Annotated in this window: 17 protein-coding genes and 1 riboswitch; of the genes, 14 read left to right on the top strand and 3 right to left on the bottom strand. The window is 49.0% G+C overall.

Features of this window, described 5'->3' with window-relative positions:
- Positions 1–74 precede the first annotated feature (74 nt).
- The 3 genes from A7975_RS29900 to A7975_RS29890 are packed head-to-tail and all read left to right on the top strand — an operon-like array spanning position 75 to position 2,558.
- Positions 75–1,118, top strand: coding sequence for a multicopper oxidase domain-containing protein (locus A7975_RS29900; RefSeq protein ID WP_065387568.1), 1,044 nt, complete (start codon positions 75–77; stop codon positions 1,116–1,118).
- Between the two features lie 18 nt (positions 1,119–1,136).
- Positions 1,137–2,336: a ZIP family metal transporter gene (locus A7975_RS29895; RefSeq protein WP_255314610.1), complete on the top strand. Its 1,200-nt coding sequence runs from the start codon at positions 1,137–1,139 to the stop codon at positions 2,334–2,336.
- Positions 2,337–2,369: 33 nt separating this feature from the next.
- Positions 2,370–2,558, top strand: a complete 189-nt coding sequence (locus tag A7975_RS29890) for a twin-arginine translocase TatA/TatE family subunit (RefSeq protein ID WP_331459243.1) — start codon at positions 2,370–2,372, stop codon at positions 2,556–2,558.
- 54 nt (positions 2,559–2,612) lie between these two features.
- Here the strand turns inward: A7975_RS29890 and A7975_RS29885 are convergent, their stop codons facing one another.
- Both A7975_RS29885 and A7975_RS29880 read right to left on the bottom strand, forming a co-directional pair.
- Positions 2,613–4,775, bottom strand: a complete 2,163-nt coding sequence (locus A7975_RS29885; protein ID WP_065387567.1) for a heavy metal translocating P-type ATPase — start codon at positions 4,773–4,775, stop codon at positions 2,613–2,615.
- Positions 4,776–4,947: 172 nt separating this feature from the next.
- Positions 4,948–6,024, bottom strand: coding sequence for a copper resistance D family protein (locus A7975_RS29880; protein ID WP_065387566.1), 1,077 nt, complete (start codon positions 6,022–6,024; stop codon positions 4,948–4,950).
- Between the two features lie 184 nt (positions 6,025–6,208).
- Between A7975_RS29880 and A7975_RS29875 the strand changes: the two genes are divergently transcribed.
- The 5 genes from A7975_RS29875 (at position 6,209) to A7975_RS29855 (ending at position 11,401) form a co-directional block, all read left to right on the top strand.
- The gene (locus A7975_RS29875) at positions 6,209–6,574 is read left to right on the top strand and encodes an ArsR/SmtB family transcription factor (protein ID WP_053374224.1); all 366 of its coding nucleotides are present in this window, start codon (positions 6,209–6,211) and stop codon (positions 6,572–6,574) included.
- A gap of 187 nt (positions 6,575–6,761) precedes the next feature.
- Positions 6,762–6,900: riboswitch (cyclic di-AMP (ydaO/yuaA leader) on the top strand.
- 3 nt (positions 6,901–6,903) lie between these two features.
- Positions 6,904–7,380 (top strand): C40 family peptidase, encoded by a 477-nt coding sequence (locus A7975_RS29870; protein WP_065387565.1) that lies wholly within the window; start codon positions 6,904–6,906, stop codon positions 7,378–7,380.
- A gap of 511 nt (positions 7,381–7,891) precedes the next feature.
- Positions 7,892–8,818, top strand: coding sequence for an ABC transporter permease (locus A7975_RS29865; RefSeq protein ID WP_231637605.1), 927 nt, complete (start codon positions 7,892–7,894; stop codon positions 8,816–8,818).
- Between the two features lie 18 nt (positions 8,819–8,836).
- Positions 8,837–9,745 (top strand): carbohydrate ABC transporter permease, encoded by a 909-nt coding sequence (locus A7975_RS29860; protein WP_053374227.1) that lies wholly within the window; start codon positions 8,837–8,839, stop codon positions 9,743–9,745.
- A 42-nt stretch (positions 9,746–9,787) separates the two neighbouring features.
- Positions 9,788–11,401 (top strand): extracellular solute-binding protein, encoded by a 1,614-nt coding sequence (locus A7975_RS29855; RefSeq protein WP_053374228.1) that lies wholly within the window; start codon positions 9,788–9,790, stop codon positions 11,399–11,401.
- 85 nt (positions 11,402–11,486) lie between these two features.
- Here A7975_RS29855 and A7975_RS29850 read toward each other — a convergent pair whose 3' ends face one another.
- Positions 11,487–13,787: a helix-turn-helix domain-containing protein gene (locus A7975_RS29850; RefSeq protein ID WP_065387564.1), complete on the bottom strand. Its 2,301-nt coding sequence runs from the start codon at positions 13,785–13,787 to the stop codon at positions 11,487–11,489.
- Between the two features lie 135 nt (positions 13,788–13,922).
- Between A7975_RS29850 and A7975_RS29845 the strand changes: the two genes are divergently transcribed.
- From A7975_RS29845 to A7975_RS29820, 6 genes are all read left to right on the top strand, one after another.
- Positions 13,923–15,302, top strand: a complete 1,380-nt coding sequence (locus A7975_RS29845) for an alpha-L-fucosidase (protein ID WP_065387563.1) — start codon at positions 13,923–13,925, stop codon at positions 15,300–15,302.
- 19 nt (positions 15,303–15,321) lie between these two features.
- Positions 15,322–16,608, top strand: a complete 1,287-nt coding sequence (locus A7975_RS29840; protein ID WP_065387562.1) for an alpha-L-fucosidase — start codon at positions 15,322–15,324, stop codon at positions 16,606–16,608.
- A 38-nt stretch (positions 16,609–16,646) separates the two neighbouring features.
- Positions 16,647–17,519, top strand: a complete 873-nt coding sequence (locus A7975_RS29835; RefSeq protein ID WP_065387561.1) for a sugar phosphate isomerase/epimerase family protein — start codon at positions 16,647–16,649, stop codon at positions 17,517–17,519.
- A 49-nt stretch (positions 17,520–17,568) separates the two neighbouring features.
- Complete coding sequence (locus A7975_RS29830; protein ID WP_065387560.1) at positions 17,569–18,594, top strand: carbohydrate-binding family 9-like protein; 1,026 nt, start codon at positions 17,569–17,571, stop codon at positions 18,592–18,594.
- A gap of 6 nt (positions 18,595–18,600) precedes the next feature.
- Entirely contained in the window at positions 18,601–21,273 is a 2,673-nt protein-coding gene (locus tag A7975_RS29825) for a transglutaminase domain-containing protein (protein WP_141680455.1), read from the top strand.
- 77 nt (positions 21,274–21,350) lie between these two features.
- Positions 21,351–22,331 carry a glycoside hydrolase family 18 protein gene (locus A7975_RS29820; protein WP_065387654.1) on the top strand — a complete coding sequence of 327 codons (981 nt, stop codon included), beginning with the start codon at positions 21,351–21,353 and terminating at the stop codon, positions 22,329–22,331.
- Positions 22,332–22,405: the final 74 nt, after the last annotated feature.

Raw genomic sequence — 22,405 nt, 5'->3', positions numbered from 1 at the left:
AAATAAAATTTTTTTATTAATTATTTTGCGTCCGGGCAAAATAATTTCCTTATATAAACATGGAGGTGGATGTCATGCCGCTTGATCCAAATCGGTCATTTTCAAGGAGAAGCATTCTTAAAGTCGGAGCAGCGGGCCTGCTCGGTGTGCTTGGGAGCAGCTTTTTAAACACTACTGCTCTATTCGGCAAGTCTGCCAGTGCGATGGGCAAGGAGGAAATGCACCATACGCTCAAAGATCAAATGAAGCAAGGGATGGCGCATGGCTATGATCCGGGAACGGATTCAACGCCGGGATTGGAAGCAGCGGTTAAAGCGTTAACCGCTTTCGATTACGGGGTCGTTAGCACCTCGCCGGATGGAAGAACGATAAGGGAATACGATATTCAAGCATGGGATGCTGAAGTGGAAATAGCGAAAGGCCTCAAGTTTCCAGGGTGGACCTTCAACGGTACAATTCCGGGACCAACCTTGCGCTGCACGGAGGGAGACATCGTCAGAATCAAGTTCGGGAACGGCTCGGCGCATCCGCACTCTATTCATTTGCATGGCATTCATCCAACGAATATGGACGGCTTGGAGCCAGTGCCGACCGGCGGTGAATTTGTGTATGAGTTTGAAGCGAGGCCAGCAGGGCTTCAGCCTTATCACTGTCATGTTCCGCCGCTCGCCAGACATATCCACAAAGGGCTTTATGGGCAGTTCATTATCGATCCGAAGAAACCAAGGAAGCCGGCAAAGGAGCTGAGCATGGTGATGAATGGGTTCGACTTGGATTTGGATGGCGAAAACGAGGTATATACCGTAAATGGCTACGCTTTTGCTTATCAATCGCGGCCGATTAAGGTGAAAACAGGAGAGCTGGTGCGCATTTATATAAGCAATTTAACAGAATTTGATCCGATTAACTCTTTCCATTTGCATGCTAATTTCTTTCATTATTATGCGACTGGAGCTGATCCGGACGCGAGGCCTTATTATACGGATACGATTATGTTATGCCAAGGGGAGAGAGGCATTATTGAAGTCACGTTCCCCGCTCCAGGAAAATATATGTTCCATGCGCACCAGAGTGAGTTCACGGAGCTCGGCTGGATGGGATTTTTTGAAGTCGGATAACACGAGGGGGTGTATGGTGTGCAGACCGAAAAGGTAATGAAGAAGCCTAATCGAGCAGTCGTCTGGCTGCTTGGCGTACTGCCTTTGCTGCTGCTGGCAGGCATGATTTCAATCATCGCGACATGGGGTACAGGCGTGAAGGAACAGCAAGCAGCACCGATAGAAGTGCTGAATATGGAACGTATTGTTTTGACAGACGATGGCTTCGAGGTTCGTGTTCTCAATTCCGGACCTAAGGAGCTGACCGTTGCTCAAGTGGTGGTGGATGGCTCCTTTTGGAATGCGGCTTATTCACCAAGCCCGACGCTTGAGAGGTTCGGCAGCGCGACGATTATGATCCCTTATCCATGGGTAGAGGGTGATCCTCATGAAATTAAGCTCATCACCTCTAACGGCTTAATCTTTGTAGGGGAGGTTGCGGCTGCGATAAAAACGCCGGCTGCGGATACGAACCGGTTCCTGCAATATTCGCTTATTGGCTTTTATGTTGGCGTTGTACCGGTGGGGCTCGGGCTATTATGGTATCCTTTTATGCGCCGCTTCTCAACTAAAGGTATCCAGGCGGTTATGGCATTTACGGTTGGTTTACTATTTTTCCTTGCCATAGACACCATTCAAGAAGGGATGGAGCTTGGCACGGAAGCGCCTGGCGTATTCCAAGGAACAGGCTTGGTCTGGTTCGGGGCGGCGCTCAGCTTCTTGTTCCTGATTGCCATAGATCAGACGAAATCGAAGAAGGCTCTAAGCCAAATTGACGCGGGCAAGCAGGTATCCTTCAAAATAGCCGGCGGCATCGGTCTTCATAATCTCGGAGAAGGTCTCGCAATTGGCGCTGCCTTTGCAGCGGGAGAGGCTGCGCTCGGATCATTCCTTATTATTGGTTTTACGCTGCACAATATCACCGAAGGAATTGGAATCGCAGCGCCGCTCCTGAAAGCGAAGCCGACACTCAAAACCTTCCTCGCCTTAGCCGTCTTGGGCGGAGGACCGGCAATTATCGGAACTTGGGTCGGCGGATTCGTCTTTAATCAGACGTTGGCAGCGTTGTTCTTCGGGATTGGCGCAGGTGCCATCGTTCAAGTCATTTATGTGATTTTCAAAATGATTTTAAGAGACGCTAGGGCTGCAGGGGCACCTTCCGTCTCATGGCTTAACTTCTCCAGTCTGACGCTTGGCATTTTGATGATGTATGTAACGGCTCTTTTGGTTAACTTCTAGGACCAAGCAGGAAATGGGGAGATTGAAATGCCGATGAATATTGGTGTCGCGGGCATTATATTGCTTGTTATTTTAGGGCTGCTGCTCTTTGGACCATCCAAGCTGCCTCAGCTTGGCCGAGCGATTGGCACGACGTTGTCCGAGTTCAGAAGAGGCGCAAAAGGTATAATAGACCCGGATGAGAAGGCAGACGATCAATCGAAGCCGAAGGAGCTTAAATAAACGTGCAAGCAAAGAGCCGCTAGAATGTTTCTAGCGGCTCTTTATATGATGTGCTTAACCGAGACGTTTCTTGCCTTCGATTAATAGGGTCAAGCTGACCAGCGTAACGAATACGGTAGCTCCCATATCGGAGAGAATGGCGATCCATAAGGTGAGCCAGCCGGGAATCGTAAGCAAGAGCGCGATTACTTTCAGCCCCAGCGAGACAACGATGTTGAAACGAATGACGCGATTGACCTTCTTGGCAATCGAAACGGCTTCCGGAAGCTTGCCCAAATGATCCTGCATAAGCACGATATCCGCCGTCTCGATCGCGCTGTCCGTTCCTTTGCCCATCGCAATGCCGAGCTGCGCGGACGCGAGAGCAGGAGCGTCATTAATGCCGTCACCGATCATCGCTACTTTATGGTTGGCAGAAAGCTCTTTAATCCGCTTCACTTTGTCTTCCGGAAGCAGGCTTCCGTAAAATTCGGAGACGCCGACAGCCGAAGCCACTTTGGCAGCGGTCTTCTGATGATCGCCTGTCAGCATGACGGTGCTTGTAATTCCCAGCTTGTGCAAAGCTGCAATGACAGAGCGGCTTTCCTCACGAATTTCGTCCGCGATGCCGAACATGCCTAGAATCTGCTGCTCGTCTGCAACGAGTACAAGGGTGAGGCCTTCGTCTTTTAATTGTTCGATGCGGCTTTGGATAGGACTTGGAACCGCAATATGCGCGATGCTCTTTTCATTGCCAAGCCAGTACGTCTGACCGTTAACCTGCGCTTTAATCCCTCGGCCAGTCAGCGTTTGAATCTCATCCGGTTCAGGCACGATGATGCTTCTGCTGTCTATTTCCTTCATAATCGCTTTTGCCAGCGGGTGGGAAGAGGACTTCTCGATCGCTCCAGCCACTTGGAAAAACAGTTCCTCTTCATAAGCTTCCAATTGAGCGACATGCGGTTCGCCCTTCGTTAAAGTGCCTGTTTTATCAAAAGCGAGCGTATCGATCTTGCCAAGCTGCTCTAGGAACACGCCGCCTTTGACCAGTACGCCGTTGCGTGCATTTCTCGTAATTCCCGAAACAATCGCAATGGGGGAGGAAAGAATCAGTGCGCATGGGCAGCCAACGATGAGTACCGATAAGCCTTGATAAAGCCATGTCATCCAATCTCCTTGAAAGAGGAGCGGAGGCACAAGCATAACAAGCGCTGCAACAAGCATAATAAGCGGCGTATAATATTTGGCGAATTTATTAATAAAGAGTTCAGTTGGCGTTTTGGTTTCCTGTGCTTCTTGCACGAGATGGAGTATTTTAGCCAAGGAAGAATCTTTGTAAGCTTTATCGATTCGAACGACCAGCAGTCCCTCATTGTTAATGCTGCCGCCAAAAACAGGCTCGCCGGATTCCTTCTCAATCGGAAGCGATTCTCCCGTAATCGCAGCCTCATTCACCGAGCTTTTCCCGTCTGTGACCGTACCGTCCGAAGGGATTTTCTCGCCGGGCTTTATTTTCACGAAGTCGCCGACTTGCAGGGAGGAGATCGGAACGATCACCTCTTGGCCGTTGTCCAGCTTTAAGGCTTCCTTAGGGGCAACTTGGAGTAAAGCCTCCATGGAACGCCGCGCCTTCTCCATTCCATACCCTTCGAGCAGCTCATTAAGCCCAAATAAAATGGCAACGAGCGTAGCTTCCTTCCATTCGCCAATGGCAACCGCGCCAATTAATGCAATCGTCATTAACGTATCGATATTAAATTTTAGTTTGAATAGATTTTTGAGTCCGCGGAAAAAGGTGGTGTAGCCGCTAATAATCGTCGCAAGCACATACAAAATAATGACCGCTTGTTTGTCGAGTACGCCGTCAAGCAGCAATGCCGCGACATAAACAACGCCGGATGTAATGAGCAATTTCAGCATTTTCCCATTGCCGTCTTCATGGCTGTGGTCATGACCATGATCATGTCCATCATGCGTATGACCATCATGCGTATGACCATCATGATCATGGTGACTATGATTGTGCTCGGTATTTGATTCCGCGCTCGATTCGATGTAGGCATTGTCCGATTTTAAAATTTTTCTGACTTCGACCATGGAAATTTGCGGATTAACCGTTAATTTTCCTGAGTTATAGCTAAGCTTTGCATCATCGCCATGCTCCAATTGCTTGATCTCTTCCTCCATACGGAGGGCGCATCCGCCGCAGGACAGCCCCTTTATGCGATATTCATTCATACGTTAGCCTTCTTTCAAAATCAATATATGAATACTTGCTCATATAATATGCGAATCCAACATTTATGTCAAACTTATTCTCCCCAAATGTGACATAAAAACATAAAAAAACCATCGAGCTGTTTCTAAGCAGTCCGATGGTATCATATTCGCAGGAAATGATCTCGTGCCTTTACTTCACAGATAAGAGTATACCGAGGAACGGAAGCAATATACCCATTAACATACTTGTGATAAATAGGCCGCGTTTTTCTCTTTTATATAGAGGAATCAGCATAGCCAGAGCAACGAGCCCGAGTGCGATCATCGCAAGCGGCGCAAAACCCCAGCTCCATTGCAGGTCTAAGGTTTGCACTTGGCCATGCAGCCACTTAAATAACGGAGAAGGCGTCGGCAGCTCAAACTCGTCTTCATGCGGGGGCTCCTGTACGCCCATAAAGGCTGTAATGATAAGAACCGCAAGGGCTACAAACGTTTCAAGGCGAAGCCACCATAGCAGCTTGCGTTCATCTTTGCCATTATTCGTTAGCTTCGCCAGAAAACCGTTCATAAAGCCAAGAAGGAGAAGCGGCAGAAAGACAAGATGCTTGAGCAGAAGGGCTTCGCCGTAATTGATGCCCCATGAATTGATATATCCGTCAACGATAAGCGACATCATCACTAGCCCTGCGGCTATGATAAGCGCCATGCTTACAATCGATAGCGGCGTAAACCAGCGGATAAAAGCGTTCCATCTCAGTTCGCCCCTTGTGAACCATGCTGCCAAGAGAAGCGTTCCAAGCCAAATCGATACGGCAGCGACATGGATGGATTGGGAGAGAAATCCCCATGTGGCGGAGAAACCGGTCGGGTGACTTGCCCATCCGTGAGCAAGTATGCTGCATATCCAGATGATGGCAAGCAGCCACTTGGTCCACTTATGCTGAAAGCCGCTTAATACCGTGATCATGTACATGACCGTACAGATGATAAGGTTCCAGATCCATGCGTTCCCGTAGTTGTAATCCTTTAATACGATGAGCAAAATTTGCACAAAGGACATATTTTCGGCAAAATCGCTGAGGACAATCGTTGTTCGTATGATTGACATAAACGAGAATAATGGAATGCCGAGAATCGCGTATTGGAATAAGTCCACTGGATATTTAATGGCTGGCTTTGAGCGGTCAGGAACGAATAAAAGACATATGTAACCGCCAGTAAAGGCAAAGGACAAATAAAGCAGTGTTTCGAAAAAGTAAATATACAAGGCTACCAGCTCCAAATTCCGTTTCGATGGTTAGTTTCTAAAGCATCATATCATAATTGGCAATAAATGAATGTATGCTCATATGACAAATGACCGAAAATTTGATATACAAGGGTAGACTGCCTTAAACGTAATCTTTCTGATATAATGAAAAGTACGAATATAAAGGCGGTGGCAATGAGAGATGGATCGAGTAGTGGAAGAACAATGCGACGATACTTGTTTAGGCACCGATATGAATCTGAATGTGTTAAATCAAGCGAAGCTGCAGGAGCAGACTGCGGTTGATTTGGCTGAGCTTTTTAAAGCGCTAGGTGATCCTACAAGGGTTAAAATGATACATGCTTTGCTGAACCATGAGTTATGCGTGCATGATTTATGCCTCGTACTCAGCATGGCGCAGTCCGCCGTTTCCCACCAGCTTCGCTATTTGCGCAACGTGAGAATCGTTAAGCGCCGCAAGGAAGGCAAGACGGTTTATTACTCCATTGATGATGACCATGTCAAAGAGATTTTTGTTCAAACCTTGAAGCATTTGGAGCACGCTTAAAAGCAAAGAGTAACTGTATGTAAATACGGATACTCTTTTTTTTTATCGGCTAGCTCGAGCACAGTTTTGGCATGAATAAATCAACTATTTGACAAACCAAAAGGAAAGATAATGAAAAATGAAAGGATTCTAATATAGATTTTGGAGGATTATGGCTGAAACAATCGAATTAAACTATACTATGTAGTCTATTTACGTGCCTAATTCTTTGTTTTTGTAAGAAACGGGGGAACCACCTAGGGTGAATTGCTCAAGGATTATCCTACAGCATAGGGATCTTCAACCGAACCCATAAGCTAACCTCGTAGGCAGCGAAGGGAGAAGCAGTTTTGAAAAGAAGTTTAGTCGTATTTTTATCCTGCATCATGTTATTGCTTGGCGGAGGGAGCGTGCTCGCTGAGAAGTCAGAGCGCTCGGTGCTTGACGCTTCAGTAGCCGATGTTATCGGAACTCCGTATAAATGGGGCGGCACAACGAATAAAGGATTTGATTGCTCGGGCTTTATTTTACATGTTTTTAACCAGTTTGATGTGAAGCTGCCAAGAACATCCCAGTCTCAATCCGAGACGGGCACTGAGGTCAATAAAGATGAGCTGCGTGAGGGAGATCTTGTATTTTTTAATACAAGCGGAAAAGGAGTCTCCCATGCAGGCATTTACATAGGAGAAGGAAAGTTCGCTCATTCTTCTACAAGCAAAGGGGTTACGATTACGAAGCTGAGCGATAGCTATTATGAGAAGCGTTACGTAACGGCACGCCGAGTAATAACAGAGGATGCTTTTGCGGCAATGATGGAGTCGAAGTAAGGTGCCGCAGGTTATAACCGCAGAGGTTGAATAAGAGGCTGTGCAGAAGTTCATCGAACTTTTGCGGGGCCTCTTTTTTATGCCTTTTCAAAGTAGCGCAAGCGGCTTGCTAATTTGGAGGCGCTTTTTGAAGCTTTTTATGAAAACGCATACATGTCATTCTTGATTTCACCATTTTTGACTGTCCCGAAGGGGTGTCAGCCGCTTTAAATGCGATTGGTATATTTTGCGGATGCAGTAAAACCGGGCGTTTTCGGACAAAAATGACACATAATCGTTGTTGTCGGAATAGTCGGACTAGTTATTTTCCTTATATATCTTCATAAGAGTTATGCGCTTTCATGAAGATGGAAAACGACATATTTACGGGTTTTCCGTTTGTCGGCTATCGTTGTAATTGTAAGCGATAGCATTTGTGAAATCCTAATCGCCAAACACAAACAAGAACAATAATTACGAAACGGGAAGGAGTGATTCTATGCAGGAGGTTAAACGTATTGCAACGGGCAGCATGCTGAAGCCGGGCAAGATGAAGAGCAGAGTGGGGAAAAGATTGTTTCAAAATTGGGAGCTGTATCTATTCATCGCCCCCGCCTTTTTCTACTTTCTTATTTTCTCTTATCTTCCGATGTATGGCATACAAATTGCGTTCAAAAACTTTATACCGACAAAAGGGATTTTAGGAAGCCCTTGGGTAGGTTTTGATCATTTTGTCCGATTTTTTGATTCTTATTACTTCTGGGACTTGATATGGAACACTTTGAGCATTAGCCTGTATGAACTGGCTATCGGGTTTCCGATTCCGATTATTCTGGCGCTTGCCTTCAATGAGATTAAGGGCGGCTTCTTTAAGAAGATGGCTCAGACCGTCACTTATGCGCCGCATTTCATTTCAGTCGTCGTTATGGCGGGTATGATCATTACGTTCCTGTCGCCTTCGTCAGGGATTGTCACGCACCTGCTTCAATGGCTAGGGTTTGACGCACCTGATTTTCTGACTGATCCGAGATGGTTTAAGACGATGTATGTGCTCTCAGGTGTATGGCAAAGCGCAGGCTGGGGTACGATCATATACTTGGCAGCGCTATCAGGCGTAGATCCAGGCCTGCATGAAGCAGCGATTATTGACGGAGCTTCACGGTTCCAACGGGTGCGTCACATTAACATTCCGACGATTGTCCCGACGATGACCATATTATTAATTTTAAATATGGGAAGTCTTCTAGGAGTAGGGTTTGAGAAAATTTTATTGCTGCAAAACTCGCTGAATATGGGAGCATCCGATGTCATTTCGACATTCGTGTATCGTTCAGGCCTTGTCGATGCCCAGTACAGCTTCTCGACCGCGATCGGTTTGTTCAATTCCGTTATTAATGCGTTTGTGTTAGTTGTTGTGAATCAGATTGTAAGACGTACCAATGAAAACAGCTTGTGGTAAAAGAAGGGGGTGCGACCGATGACGAGCGCCGTTAAAGAGAGCGGACGGGACAAAGTATTTCTCATTTGCAACTATATCTATGTGTTCTTGGCTTTTATTGTCGTAGCTTATCCGGTTATTTATATGATCAGCGCATCTATAAGCGATCCTAAGCTAGTCGGTTCCGGCGAGATGTGGCTATGGCCCAAAGGCATTACGTTTGAAGGCTACCAGCGTGTATTCCAGAACACGAGCATTTGGACCGGATACGGCAACACCATCCTTTATACGGTGGTTGGAACGACGATCAATTTATTGGTGACGCTGCCAGCGGCATATGCGCTAAGCCGCAAGGATTTTATGGGACGCAACTTTTTTATGGGCATGTTTATGGTTACGATGTTTTTTGGCGGCGGCCTGGTGCCAAGTTATTTGCTCGTCAAGGAACTCGGAATGGTCAATACGATGTGGGCGATTGTCATACCGTCAGCCGCATCGATTTGGAACATTATCGTAGCCCGCACGTTTTTTCAATCCTCCATTCCAAAAGAGCTGCAGGAGGCCGCACAGATTGACGGCTGTACCAACCTGCGGCTGTTCATGAAAATTATTTTGCCGCTGTCGATGCCGATCATTGCCGTAATGGCTTTGTTCTACGGCGTAGGCAACTGGAACAGTTACTTCTCGGCACTTATTTATTTGAACGATGCCGCTAAATACCCGCTGCAGCTTGTCCTGCGCCAGATTCTTGTTCTGCAGGAGATGTCGGCTCAAGGCGGGGGCGCACTCGATGCGGCGAGCGCATCTGCTCTCAACAACAAGGCAGAGATTGCTTCGCTGGTCAAATACGCCGTTATTATCGTGGCGACTGCGCCGATTATCGCCATTTATCCGTTTCTTCAGCGTTACTTTGTGCAAGGTGTCATGATTGGCTCCGTTAAGGGCTGATTTTGCTCATAAATGATATGAAAAAAGGGAGAGGGTTTTTGGATGAAAAAGCTACAGAAAGCATCATCGGTTTTGCTTAGCCTCACGCTGCTTGTCTCCGTATTAACAGCTTGTGGTTCCGCGAATGACGAGGGGAAAACAAGCGGCAACAATGCTGGCAAAGAGGCGTCAACCTCCAATGAGGCCAAAGGGGTGAACAAAGAAGGATTTCCTGTCGTAACCGAGCCCATCACGCTCAAGATGATGTCTCAGGATGTTGGCGTTGCCGATTGGAACAAGATGCCTGTTCTGCAAGAGATGGAGAAGCTGACAGGCATTAAGCTTGAATTCCAAAACGCCCCGCTTGATAGCTTTGCTACCAAGAAGAACCTCGTATTTGCGAGCGGCGATTTGCCGGATATGTTCTATGCGGCAGACCTTAAGCCAGCAGAACAAGTGACTTACGGTACACAAGGCGTTCTTATCCCTTTAGAAAAATATATTGATGAGGGATATGCGCCTAATATCAAAAAGATTTTTGACGACCATCCCGATATCCGCAAGTCATTCACAACGCCAGACGGCCATATTTATGCGCTGCCTACAGTCGATTTGGCTGCCGTGTGGTACCGCGGCCCGATGTGGTACAACGGTAAATTCCTGAAATCCCTTGGGGCATCAGAGCCTAAAACAACAGAAGAGCTATATGCTTATCTGAAGCGCGTTAAGGATGAAGATGCAAACGGTAACGGGAAAAAGGATGAAATTCCGCTCACTTCTGTGAAACTGAATGATTTGCGCATGTACTTCCTCGGCTTCTGGGGCATTTATGACGAGGTCGTATATGCGGATAAGGCCGGAAAAGTACACTACACGCCGCAAGAAGAAGGATACAAAGGATATTTGACATTCCTGAACCGCCTATGGAAAGAAGATTTGCTTGACCATGAGACATTCTCGCAGACGGATGAGCAGAAGAAAGCGAAAGGGAAAAACAATCAAGTTGCCGTGTTCAACGACTATTTCCCTTACTTTACGCTAGGCGGCGAGCCAAGCGAGGATAACCCGCTTATGACGCCTGTGAAAAGCGAAATAGCCGATTCTCCTGTTTACGGCAAACACCCTGGTATTTCGGCAAACGGTACGTTTGCGATTACGAGCAGCAACCCAGCTCCGGAAGCAACGATGCGCTGGGTAGATTATCTGTACAGCTATGAAGGCGCTACATTGTTTGGCCAAGGGCCAGAGAATCTGCTTTGGAAATATAAGGACAAAGAAAAACATGAGAAAGAATGGCTTCCGGTTCCAGGCGGCGGCGACCGTGACGAATACCGCGGTACGATCACGCCAAACTACGGTATCCTTACGCCGGGCGTGAATTCGAGCGAGCTTTCCATCGGTTTGCGGAGCGACTTTGACTTATGGATCGATAAGCAAAATGAAGAAAAGCTTGTGCCAATCGCCAAAGCGCCATTCCCTAACGTTTACTTGACGAATGAAGAGCAAACGGAAGCTTCTACTCTGCTATCTGATCTGAACACGTATGTTCAACAAATGGAAGCGAAGTTCGTGACAGGGCAAGAGTCTCTCTCCAATTGGGACAAGTATTTAGAGCAAATTAAAAAAATGGGCGGGGACCGTATCGCTGAGCTTTACCAAAGCGCTTACGACAGATAAGGACCGCAGGAAATAAACGAATAAGGCATGAAGCAAGAAACACAAATAACCCGGTCATGCGAAATCATGACCGGGTGTTGTTTTATTATTCGTCATCCAGCTCGGATACGGCTGGAGCCTGCCCGTTCTCCCAGAACAGCTTGCGGAATTGGCCGGGCGTATAGCCGGTTTCCTTCTTGAACTTTCGGATAAAGTTGGGCGTATCCAAATAGCCGACTTGAATGATGATGTCTTTAAGAGGAGCGCTTGTTGTTTTTAACTGGTGCATAACCTCCTCCAGTCTTTTTTGCCAAATGTATTGAATAAAGTTAAGACCCATCTTTTCCTTGAAGGATCGGCTGACATGAGAAGGCGATATCGCGAATTCAAAGGCGATCGTCTCCAGACTGAGCGCATGATCCCTATAATGCTCGTCAATATAGGATACAATCCGGTCGATCTGCGATTGTTCTTCCTTCTGATTATCCCGCTCCACTTGCGTGCAGATTCGGGAGGCGAGACTTAGAAAGCCGGCCTCCAGCTCATCCAGCGAATGGCTGTAAATCATATTCGGCGCCATATCCTGGATTAAATTATGAATGCCAAGCTCGGATGCGGTTTTGAGCATCGTATTTAAAATATCGAAGCTGATGCAACGTTTTTGCAAAGCGGACATCTCAGGTGATTGCAGGCTTCGGATGAATGGGCTGATCGTTTGTTCAGCGACATCATAGCTTCCCTGTTTCAAGCTTTGGGAGAGCTTCATCAGCGAGTTAGCCGGAATCCAGAAGGTATGGTCGGTCGTGTCCAGCAGCTTCTCGAAATATGTGACGGTGCCGTGGCCGCTCGAGCCTCTCATCTCGAAGGCGGAGCAAGCTTCGATAAAGGATTGGTTCAGCTGGTCCGGGCTGGAGTAGCAGGTTCCAACGCCTATCGAAGGAGCAGCATCAAACGTTTCCAGCATGTTGCTTAGAACCGCTTCGACGATGAGGCGAGCTGGCGTGAATGGCTGCTGCTCGGCATCCATATTGAAGCTGATAATAAGCGCGAGCTGCTCGAGCTGAGGGAGCTCCACGCCGTAGGCATGCGCTTCCAATTCCGGGAACTCGATTTGGGCAAGAAGCTCGATAATTTCCTGCCGATCCTGCTTATCTTCGTGCGTATCGCCCGTTTCTCCCCAGCCGATCACCATGACAAAGTGATGGGTACGGTCGAAATGGACATCGAACGCTTCTTGTAGCTCAGGCGTAAGGCTTTGCGCATTTCCGTATTTGAGCAGCATGGACAGAAAATGATTGCGGGCGTACGGCTCTTGCAGATCTACGCGCGAGCTGTACTCCTGCAGCGCTGTTCGGATCCGGTCAAGCTCGTTGCCGGCTCCGGCAGCTTCATTGGCCTGATGCTTCGGTTTGGATTTGGAATTGGCAAACTCAAGCAGCGTAGAGATCGGTTGGTATTGCATTCTGGCTAGCAAGAGAGCAATCGCAGCGCCAACGATAACGACGATGATGAACAACATGACGATAAAGCTCCGGACATGCACGACGCTGCTGAAAAATTGCGCGCTAGGCATAACGGTCACATACGTCCAGCCGTTGTTCTCTGATTTTACCGATACGATCGAGTGCGGCTTGCCGTCTAAAATTTTGTCATGAATGCCGGGCGATAGGCCGAACAAGGACTGCGCTTCCGCATTCGTTAAGGCTTCACCCTGCCGATTGTCTACTAAAATTTGGCCATTGTTGTCCAATATATAAGTTAAGCCTTGATAGTTGCCTAGAATCGAATCAATTAAGCTGGTCAGCTCGGATTCCTTGATGAGATACATAATCGTTCCGTGCGGATTAGGGCTGTATGGCGTGATGGGAACCAAATAAGCGAGCATCGTATCCTGCAGGGTAGAGTTGCGGATAACGGTATCGGCTGGCCGCATCGTTGGGAATTTAACGCGGTTCAAGTCTTGCAGAACCGTATCTTTGCTCCAGTTGTTGAAGCTGAAGGTGCTTGAGAATACGTCAAGGCTGGACAGACCTTTTGCCGAATAAATGTTCTTGTCGTTATGAAAATATAAGAACAATTCCCCGATGATCGAGCTTGTTGCTTTGTATTGGTCAAGCGCTTGAATAGCTTCGCCGCTGTAGTAAGAATCATGGACCCGGAATGGCGTCAGCCTCTTGTCATAGGAGATGCGGGATGCGATTTCGCTTAATTCCTTCATCCTGCCGTCAATGATGACTTTCGTTTGCGTTAATTGGCTCAAGCTGGAATGTTCGATTTCGGATCTCAGATTGGTAACGGCGTTCTGGTAGATAAATAGTGTCATCAGGATTAAAGGGATAAGTAAAATAAACAAGTAGGACCAGATATATTTTAAAAACAGTTTCGATTTAAAGTAGTTCCGTTTCATGTATTCTGCCCCCTGTTATTGACCAAGCCGTTTAATTGATTCCTATCATATCAACAAATTTACAATTTGGACATAGAGCGAAAGAATACTAGAAACGATCAAATAACAATAAGCCTATGGCGCTGGAGGTATACGATGAGCGAGATGAAGGTAGCAGAGGAGCAAGCGGTCGAGCAGGGAGTGCACAACTATAGCAGCGAAGAGCAGTGGGTAAAACCAGAGAATCCGCTTCTGCTGGAGCGGCTCGAATGGTTCAAGGACCAGAAGCTGGGACTGATGATGCACTGGGGGCCGTATTCTCAGCTTGGCGTCGTAGAATCATGGGCGCTTAGCGATAAGGACGAAGAATGGTCGCGCGACGGCATCGACTGGGATGTTGATGCGGAGGAGCTGAAGCGGCAGTATTTTGGGCTGAATAAGACGTTTAATCCGCTTCGATTGCAGCCCGAGCTATGGGCGGACCTAGCGGCGGAGAACGGGTTTAAGTATTTGAATTTCACGACTAAGCACCATGACGGCTTCTGCATGTGGGATACCCATACGACCGATTACCGGATTACAGGCCCGGATTGCCCTTTCCATATGAACAAAAACGCCGATATTTGCAAGCAGCTGTTTGATGCATTTCGCGCCAAGGGCCTTGCCATTTCCGCCTATTTTTCAAAAGCGGATTGGCATACTCCTTACTACTGGACGCCGGGGATGGAGCGCGGATCGTTTACGGCGCGCGGACCTTCGTATGATCCGAAGCAATATCCCCACTTGTGGGAGAAGTTCGTGCAATTCACCCATGAGCAAATTATGGAGCTGATGACGCGTTACGGACGAATCGATGTGCTGTGGCTCGATGCAGGCTGGGTCAATGACTATCGCGACCAAAACATCCGGTTAGGCGAAGTGGTGGAGAAGGCGCGCGAGACGCAGCCTTGGCTTCTGTCGGCTGACCGTACCGTCGGCGGACTTTATGAGAATTTGATTACGCCAGAGCAGACCTTGCCGGAGCGTCCGCTTCATGTGCCGTGGGAGAGCTGCATCACGATGGGGACTTCATTCTCCTTCCGTTATGAAGATAAATATAAGACCGTTCGGCAACTGATTCATTTGCTTGTCGAAATTGTTGCAAAAGGGGGCAATTTGGCTTTGAATGTAGGCCCGCAGCCAGACGGAAGGCTTCCTGAAACCGCAATTAGCAGAATCAAAGGGATGGGCGCATGGCTCAAGGTCTATGGCGAGGCGATTTATGGGACGCGTATTTGCGAGCCGTATTCGGTAGATAATTGCCAGTTTACGAGAAAAGGCGATACGGTTTATGCCTTCTACTTGTACAAGGACGAGCAAGAGGCTGTGATGGAGGAGCTGCATATTCCTTACCGGCAAGCCTTCAGCCAGATCGATCTCGTAGGCGGTCAGGAAAATCTGCAATATCGTAGAACGGACAACGGGATTATCGTGCTTTTGCCGGAAAATGAACGGTTAGTGCAAGCGCCAATTGCGCATGTATTCCGAATCAAGTAGCGGAGAGGGGCAAGAAGAGATGCAAGAGTGGTTCAAGGAAGCGAAGCTCGGTATTTTTATACATTATGGGATTTATGCGGTAGACGGCGTTGCGGAGTCATGGTCCTTTTATAACGGGAGAATGTCCTATGAGGATTATATGAAACAGCTGGACAGCTTTACGGCATCCCAATTTGACGCGGACAAATGGGCGGATTTGATCGAGCAATCCGGCGCTAAATATGCGGTGCTAACGACGAAGCATCATGACGGGGTAGCTTTGTGGGACACGCAGTACAGCGATTTGAACGTTGTGAAAAAAACGCCGGCCAAACGCGATCTTATTAAAGAGTATGCGGAAGCCGTTACGAGCAGAGGCATTCGCCTTGGAATGTATTATTCGCTCATCGACTGGTCGCATCCCGATTACCCGTCCGTTTTTGAAGGCGGCAGGGTGCCTGATGATTTGAGTACGGTGAATCGTTTTTCAAGCCCTGCCGATGGCATTCAGGATGAAGAAAAGTGGAGAAAATTTCTACAGTTCAACAATGACCAGCTGCGGGAAGTTCTGACGAACTTCGGAAAGGTTGATTTGCTCTGGTTCGACGGTGACTGGGAACGAAGCGCGGAGCAGTGGAATCTGCCAGCGTTCAAGCAGTACCTTCAATCGTTTAACCCAGATATTATTATCAATTCGCGCCTGCAAGGCTATGGCGATTACAAGACACCCGAGCAAGGCATTCCGATTACGCGCCCGGAGGGTCCGTGGGAGTTCTGCACGACGATCAATAGCTCATGGGGATACGTTCCAACGGATGACAAGTACAAATCCTTGAACCAGATCATTCGGATGTTCTGTGATTGCATTACCTTGGGCGGCAATATGCTGCTGGATATCGGTCCTATGGAAGACGGGACGATCGATAAGAGGCAGGAGGACATTTTACTAGGATTGGGAGAATGGATTCGCACGCACGAGGAAGCGGTGTTCGGAACGGAAGAAGGCATTATGCCACGTTATTATCTAGGCGGGAGTACGGTTTCGAAGGATAAAAAGACGTTGTACCTGTTCGTTTACGATGATCCGAAAGAAAATGTGTGCCTGAAGGGATTATCGAATCCGATCAAAAAAATTACGGTGCTTCACTCCGGCAAGGAGCTTACGCATGAAATTCACGGCGGCGTGCCGTGGTTCAACATACCAGGAACGACATGGATTCATATGACTTCGGAAGACACTCATAATCAAGTTACGGTCCTTAAGCTGGAATTCGATGAAGAGCTGGATATGTACGGCGGTTCCGGCGCTGTTGTCACCCATAACTAATCTAGTAATCTTGCATGCTCTCCAAGGAGGAAGAAACGATGAAGCTGGGATTAAGCTCTTATAGCTTGTTGAACGCGATTAAAGCTGGAGAAATGACCGTTCTTGATGCGATCCGCTGGATTGCGGATAACGGAGGGGAGCATATGGAGATCGTTCCCTATGGCTATACGCTGGTGGACAACCCAGAGCTCGCAGATGCCGTGCGGGAGACCGCGAAGGAAGCGGGCATTGCGCTGTCGAACTATTCGATGCCGGCTAATTTTGTGCAGGATACGGATGAATTGTTCGACGAGGAGATTGCCCGGGTCAAGCAGCATGTTGATCTTGTGCACCGGCTTGGCATGAACCATATGCGCCATGACGTGACCGCCTTTACCCTCCCAGAGGAGAAGACGACGATCAAATGGTTCGAGGACCATCTGCATCTTATGGTGAAGGGCAGCCAGCTTATCGCTGACTACGCCGCGCAGTTTGGCATTACAACGACGATAGAAAATCATGGCTTTAGCGTGCAGTCCAGCGACCGCGTGCAGCGTGTGCTGCATGCGGTTGACCGGCCGAATTTTAAGACGACGCTTGATGTCGGGAACTTCATGTGCGTGGATGAGAATCCGATCATCGGCGTCAAAAAGAATCTGCCTTACGCATCGCTCATTCATTTCAAGGACTTTTACTTCCGTCCGTATGACCAGCAGCCTGGGGGCGGGGATTGGTTCTTGACGTCAAACGGCAACTATTTGCGCGGGGCAATTGTAGGGCATGGGGATATTGAGATCCGCAAGATCGTCAAGCTTATCAAGGACTCGGGATATGACGGAGATATCACCATCGAGTTCGAAGGCATGGAGGAATGCCAATCGGCATCCCGCATCGCAATGGACAACTTGCGCCGCTTCTGGGATGAGTGTTAACGATTGCTTAGCTTCGTAGACTAAAGCACATACAATCGGAGGGAATCAGATGAAATTAAACGAAGTGCCGGAACCTAGGATTGAATACGCTCCCAAGCATTATATTTGCAAGCGTGCGACAGGGGAGCTCATTCTTGATGGGCGTGTCGATAAGCCGTTTTGGGCAGCGGCGGACTGGACGGATGACTTTGTCGATATCGAGGGCGATCTTAAGCCGAAGCCAGCGAAGCAGACACGGGTCAAAATGCTTTGGGACGACGAGTATTTTTATTTCGCGGCGGAATTGATTGAGGATCAAATTTGGGCGACGCTGACGGAGCGGGAATCGGTTATTTTTTATGATAATGATTTTGAAATTTTCATTGATCCCGACGGCGACACCCATAACTATTACGAGTTCGAAATTAACGCGCTGAACACGGTTTGGGATTTAATGCTCGTTAAGCCCTACCGAGACGGAGGCCCTCCGGTAAATGGCTGGGATATTAGCGGCCTTCGGACGGCGGTACACATTGACGGCGAGCTGAACAAGCCGGGAGCGGAGAACCGGAAGTGGAGCATCGAGGTGGCGATGCCTTGGCAAAGCTTGCGCGAATGCGCAGCCGAAAGCCGGCCGCCGGCTGCGGGTGAGTTCTGGCGCGTCAACTTCTCCCGCGTCGAATGGCAGGCAGAGGTGCAGGATGGCGAGTACCGCAAGGTTGTGAACCCGGATACGGGGAAGTCCTATCCAGAGGATAACTGGGTGTGGTCGCCGATGGGACTTATTAATATGCATTATCCTGAGCTATGGGGTTATGTCGTGTTTGAGGATGTGGATGCTCTGGAATCGTTCGAGCTGCCGCAGGATGAGCGCATCAAGTGGGAGCTGCGCAAGCTTTATTACCGTGAGCGCAATTACTTTGCCAGCCATGGGGAATTTGCGAAGGAAGCGAACCTGCTCAAGAAGGACGATGAGCATTGGAGCATTTTACCGGAAATTGAAACGACCCGCTCCTTATTTCAAATTTCAGCACCGTCAACGGACGGAAAGTCTATCTATTGCATTAGAGAAGACGGAAAGCTATGGAGGGAGTGAAGGCGAGTGGCGATACAAACCTCTGTGTTCTCATTGGATCATAATGCGATGGAGCAAATCGAGCGTAAATTCCGTGAGAAGCAGCTGATCGCCCGGGCAAGAGCGGCTGAGCTGTTTGACGTGTTTCAGCAAGAGCTGACCGAGGAAGAGACATGGGCGCTCAAATATTTATTCGCCTATATGCCGGTGAACGATTTGGCGGATTATGACGGGACGTTATTTTTGAGCCATGTGCGCCAGACGTTGGATATTCGAAGGCAAGCGCCATGGGGCGAGCGAGTGCCTGATCACCTGTTTCTGCATTTTGTGCTGCCATACCGCGTAAACACGGAAAATATCGAGGATTCACGCGGCATTCTGTATCGTGAGCTGGCGGAACGGACCGCGCATTTGTCGATGGAAGATGCGATTCTCGAGACGAACTATTGGTGCCATGAGAAGGCGAACTATATCGGAAGCGATTTGCGGACGATATCGCCGCTGACGATGATTCGAAATGCGCGGGGCCGCTGCGGCGAGGAGTCAACGCTTGCCGTTGCTGCGCTTCGCAGCATTGGCATTCCTGCCCGCCAAGTATACACGCCGCGCTGGGCTCATTGTGACGATAACCATGCATGGGTGGAAGCATGGGCGGACGGCAAGTGGCACTACATCGGCGCTTGCGAACCGGAAGCGCGGTTGAACCAAGGCTGGTTCAGTCCGCCTGCCCGGCGGGCGATGCTGATTAATACGCGGATTTTTGCGAATTATCCGGGACCTGAGGATATTACGCTAGCCGATGAATGGTTCACCGAAATTAATTTGTTAGAGGGTTACGCGCCAACGCGCAGCATTACTGTCCATGTGAAGGATGAGCAAGGAGAGCCTGTTAGCGGAGCCGATGTTTATTTCGAGCTGTACAATATGGCTGAATTTTATCCGATTGCAATTCTGCCTTCTAATGAGCAGGGCGAGGCAACGTTCAAGACGGGCTTCGGCGATCTGTTGATCCGTGCTGTAAAGGTTGGCATATGGGGAGAAGTGAAGGTTACCGTCGCCGAAGCTGATTGTTTCGAGGTTATTTTGAATCAGTCGCAGCAGCCGGAAGGTATCTTGGACTTTGACATGGTTCCTCCGCCGGAGCGGAGCGGAGAGTCTTCTGATCCGCTGTCCGAGGAGAAGCTGTTAAAGCATAATCATCGGATTGAAGAAGGAACAAAGCTGCGTACAAGCTATGAAGATACGTTTCTTACCGAAGCAGAAGCGACGGAGCTTGCGCTCGTCGCTGGACTTCCGCCGGAGCGGGTGTGGGAAGTGCTGCGCAAGGCGCGCGGAAATAGCCGCGAGATTGCAGCTTTTTTGCAGGAGAATTCCACCGTGCATGGGGAGTGGCCGCTGCTATTGCTCGAGAGCATGAGAGAGAAGGATCTTATCGATACGTTCCGACCTGCGCTTGAAGATCATTTGATCGGCTCGCTGTCGCAGCGCGGAGAGCTTTCGGAAGATGTATTTGTCCCCTATGTCCTTTGCCCGCGTGTGCAGCACGAGATGATCGTTCCTTATAAACGTTTCTTTCAGGATACGTTTACCGGAGAGGAAGCAGGTTCGTTCCGCGAAGATCCAAGAGGTCTTGTCCGTATATTGGACAGGGAGTGGGCGCTATGGGAGGACCTTCCGAACTTGAAAGGGAAGGGGAATCCGGTAGGTACCTTTGGCCTCAAGAAGGGAGACCGGGCTTCCGTCGATATTTTGTTCGTGGCGATCTGCCGCAGCTTAGGCATTCCGGCAAGGCTGCATCCGAGCGAGCAAAAGCCGCAATTCATGGCGAGCGGCAGCTGGCAGGATGCGTGGTTTACGCAAGGAGCGGCTGAACAATCAGAGCAGAACGACAGGCGGCAGGATCAGTTGATTGCGCAGGGTGCGGTGCAGTTAGAGAAGAATGACAACGGCATGCTGCGGCTGCTTCGGGATAACGAGGCGGCGGCAGATGCACCCGCAGCTGCGTACTCCGACAATTTTACGTTTGCGCGGCTGGAGAACGGAATTTATAAAACGCTGGTTTACCCGCACGGCAAATCAGATTTGCTCGATGAACCGCTCGAGGTCGAACAAGGCTCTTATCGATTAACGTCAGGCATACGCCTCAAGGATGGAACGGTACGCGTACGCTTTACTTATTTTACAGTTAGGGCAGGAGAACAAACGGAAATTCCGCTCACGTTCCGCGAGGCTATGCTCGATATTCCGGTGCTTGGAACGATGGATCGGAGCAGTACCGTCAGCCTTCTTGACGGAACGAGCAAGAAGCTGGGTGAGCTGATCGGAAGCAATGGCGCAATTGTCGCATGGATGGAGCCGGAACGGGAGCCGACCAAGCATTTGATTCGCGAAATGAGCGAGTTGGTTGAGCCGTTCGCAGAGCTGGGTGCCCCAATCGTACTCATTGTCGGCGATCTGGAGTGGACCGCTTCCTTTGATCCTTCAAGCTATCCGAAGCTCCCGCCTAACACGATATTTGTTCGAGATTCCAGCTATGCTTCGCTGCCTGCTTTTATTGCAGGACCGCCAGCAAGCGAGGCGGGTTTCCCGCATCTCTTCGTGCTTGATGGCGAGGACCAAATTCGTTATACCGCATCCGGATATAAGATCGGAACCGGGAAGGAAGCATTGCAGCTTCTAAGCGGTGTATGGCAGCAATAAACCTAAAGGAGTGAGACTTGGTGACAAAGCAGAAATATATCGTGGCGGGCTACGCCGTTGATTCCGTACTGCCGGATATGACGCAGGAAGATTTGATGAAATTAACGCATTTGAATGTGGCGTTTGGACATGTGCGCAATGATGAGATTACGACAGAACATTTGAAAAATATGGATGCCGTATGGAAAATCAAGCGCGATTTCCCGGAGCTTACTATTATATTGTCCGTCGGAGGCTGGAGCGCTGGCGGCTTCTCCGAAGCAGCGTCTACCGAAGAGGGAAGAAGCCGCATGGCGAATTCGGCGGTTCGCGCAGTGACCGACCTTCCGTTTGACGGAGTGGATCTCGATTGGGAATATCCTTGCTACGGCGAAGCCGAAATAGCGTCGAGCCCGGCAGATAAGACAAACTTTACGCTGCTGCTTAAGACGATGCGCGAGGCGCTCGATCGTCAAGGTGCGAGCGATGACCGGCATTACCTGCTTACGATTGCCGCAGGAGCGGATCAATATTACGTGGATGGCACGGAGATGGATCAAGTCCAGCAGTACTTGGATTTTGTTCAGTTGATGACTTATGACATGCGCGGAGGCTTTCAAGTGTTGACGGGTCACCATACGAATTTGTACACACCGACTGGTGATCTATTCCGCATCAGTACGGAGGCATCCGTTAACCTGTTCGTACGTGCAGGCGTGCCGAAGGAGAAGATTGTCATTGGCGCGGCATTTTACTCCCGAATGTGGAATCAGGTCCCTGATCGTAATCATGGGCTGCACCAAATGGCTGGAACCACCGGCGGTTATGGGCCGAATTTCACCACGCTTGCAGCAGAGTACATCGATAAAAATGGCTATGTTCGATACTGGGACAATGAAGCCAAAGCGCCGTACCTCTTTAACGGAAGCAGCTTCATCTCCTACGAGGACGAACAATCGCTGCAGCACAAATGCGAATATGTGAAGCTGAACGAGCTCGGCGGCGTCATGTTCTGGGAATATGGCTGCGACGAGACGCACCGTCTGCTTGACGCGATTTATACAGGCCTTAAAGCTTAGCGGGGATAGAAAAATATGAAACGAAAACGAGCCGAAGAATCGCTTCTAAGGCTCGTTTTTGCATGATGGGAGAA

The organism is Bacillus sp. FJAT-26390 (assembly GCF_001682865.1).
Classification (GTDB): domain Bacteria; phylum Bacillota; class Bacilli; order Paenibacillales; family Paenibacillaceae; genus Pristimantibacillus.
Note: the sequence above shows the minus strand (reverse complement) of the source record. Positions and strands in the feature narration are given on the sequence as shown.